This is a genomic window from Candidatus Burkholderia verschuerenii (genome assembly GCF_001189365.1).
GTDB classification, from domain to species: domain Bacteria; phylum Pseudomonadota; class Gammaproteobacteria; order Burkholderiales; family Burkholderiaceae; genus Caballeronia; species Caballeronia verschuerenii.
Genome location: NZ_LFJJ01000341.1, coordinates 1 through 1911 on the forward strand (window position 1 = coordinate 1; position 1911 = coordinate 1911).

General features: G+C 66.0%; 2 protein-coding genes and 2 pseudogenes. 3 read left to right on the forward strand and 1 reads right to left on the reverse strand.

Annotation, left to right across the window (positions count from 1 at the left end):
- Together BVER_RS33110 and BVER_RS28695 are read left to right on the forward strand one after the other, a co-directional pair.
- Positions 1–242 (forward strand): annotated as a pseudogene (locus BVER_RS33110) (flagellar hook-length control protein FliK); the annotation flags it as partial.
- Positions 239–541: an EscU/YscU/HrcU family type III secretion system export apparatus switch protein gene (locus tag BVER_RS28695; RefSeq protein ID WP_050456120.1), complete on the forward strand. Its 303-nt coding sequence runs from the start codon at positions 239–241 to the stop codon at positions 539–541. The pseudogene BVER_RS33110 and the gene BVER_RS28695, both read left to right, overlap by 4 nt.
- A gap of 5 nt (positions 542–546) precedes the next feature.
- Here BVER_RS28695 and BVER_RS28700 read toward each other — a convergent pair.
- Positions 547–1566 (reverse strand): annotated as a pseudogene (locus BVER_RS28700) (acyl-CoA dehydrogenase family protein); the annotation flags it as partial.
- On the opposite strand from BVER_RS28700, the gene BVER_RS32045 reads away from it, so the two are divergent.
- On the forward strand, positions 1537–1758 hold the full coding sequence (locus BVER_RS32045) for a hypothetical protein (RefSeq protein WP_198155477.1): 222 nt from the start codon (positions 1537–1539) through the stop codon (positions 1756–1758). The pseudogene BVER_RS28700 and the gene BVER_RS32045 sit on opposite strands and share 30 nt — an antisense overlap.
- Positions 1759–1911 lie beyond the last annotated feature (153 nt).

The window sequence follows — 1911 nt, forward strand, 5'->3', positions numbered from 1 at the left end:
AGCTCGCCGTGCGCATGAAGGCGAGCGACGTCGGCGCGACGCGTTTTTCCGGCGAAGGCACGGCGTTCGCGCAACGGCTGGAGGCGGCGGGCATTCAACTGGCGTCGTTCAGCGTGCGTTCGCTCGACGGCAGCGACGCGCTCGACGCCAACGATCCGTCGCGTCGCGGCGCGGCGAAGCCGGTTCCGTCGCCGCTCGCGCATCTGTTCGACACACCGGCCCAAGAAGGAGACGCAGCGTGAATCAGGGTCATCGCAAGCAGGCGACCGCGCTCGTTTACGATTCGGGCAGCCGCGAGGCCACGCCGCGCGTGGTCGCGAAAGGCTACGGCCTCATCGCCGAAATGATCGTGCAGCGCGCCAAGGAAGCGGGCATCTACGTGCACGATTCGCCCGAAATGGTGTCGATGCTGATGCAGGTCGATCTCGACGCGCATATTCCGCCCGCGTTGTATCAGGCGGTCGCGGAATTGCTGGCGTGGGTGTATCGGCTGGAGAACGAGGAGCCGATGCGCGAACTCGTTCCGCTCAGGCGCGATTAAGCGGCTCAGGGCGTGAACGCGCGCGCGACGATGCCCGCGTGATCGAATCGCGCGGGCAGCGTGCCGTACACGCGACCCGTTTCGCCGCGCGCATCGCCGAGACGCGTTTCGATGAAGGCATCCGCCACCTCCGATTCCGCGTGACGCGCCATCAACACCGCCTGCGCGCACAGCGCCAACTGCTGCACGATGCGCCGCGCCGATGCCTCGCGCGCGGCCGGATCGCCGCTCAGACTTTCCACCAGTGATTGCAACGCCCGCGCCAGCGCCGGATGCGCGCTCGCGTCGCCGCGCCAGTCGTCCAGCAGCGCGTGCGCGGCGTCCCGTTCGCGCTCGAACGCGCGCAGCACGTCGAGGCACATCACGTTGCCAGAGCCTTCCCAGATCGAATTGACCGGCGCTTCGCGATAGAAACGCGCCATCGGCCCGGTTTCGACATAGCCGTTGCCGCCCCAGACTTCCATCGCCTCGCCGGTGAATTCCAGCGCGCGCTTGCAGACCCAGAACTTTGCCGCCGGCGTGACGATGCGCCGCCACGCGCGCTCGACCGGCGCGGCATCTTTCGATGCGCTCTGCTCGAACGCGCCCGCAAGCCGCATGAACAGCAGCGTCGCGGCTTCCGATTCGAGCGCGAGATCGGCGAGCACGTTGCGCATCAGCGGCTGATCGACCAGTTTGGCGCCAAACGCCATGCGATGCCGCGCGTGATGGATCGCCTCGACGAGCACCGCGCGCATCAGCGCCGCGCTGCCGATCACGCAATCGAGCCGCGTGGTGTTGGCCATTTCGATGATGGTCGGCACGCCGCGCCCTTCGTCGCCGATCATCACGCCGTAGGCATCGAGAAACTCCACTTCGCTGCTCGCGTTCGAGCGATTGCCGAGCTTGTCCTTCAGACGCTGAATCTGCACGGCATTCTTGCTGCCGTCCGGCGCGAAACGCGGCACATAGAAGCACGACAGCCCGCCTTCGTCCGCCGTGCGCGCGAGCACGAGATGCGCATCGCATTGCGGCACCGAAAAGAAGGCCAGCGCCACATCATGGGCGGTCGCTGCACCGTGCGACGCGCCAATCCCGACATCAAGGCGTTTTGCGATCGGCTGCGGGCCAACGGCAAAAAGACCAAGGTCGCGTTCGTCGCCGGCATGCGCAAGCTGCTCACCCAGCTCAACGCCATGATGCGCGACGCCACACCCTGGACACCGCCCAAAGCCTGATTTCCGGTGCGCTTTACTTGACGATCAAGGTAGTGTGCAGAATGATGTGCAAAAACGCTGAGGCGGCAGGAGCGCAGAGGCAGGGGTGGCCGTGGTGTAAGTTGATGAATGTCCAGTTCGTCAACCTGCCCTCGGGAGGGCTTACGCCATGGC

Excerpts from the sequence above, each read along its gene's own strand:
- BVER_RS32045 (WP_198155477.1), top strand. The coding sequence starts at position 1,537 with ATGCGCATCGCATTGCGGCACCGAAAAGAAGGCCAGCGCCACATCATG.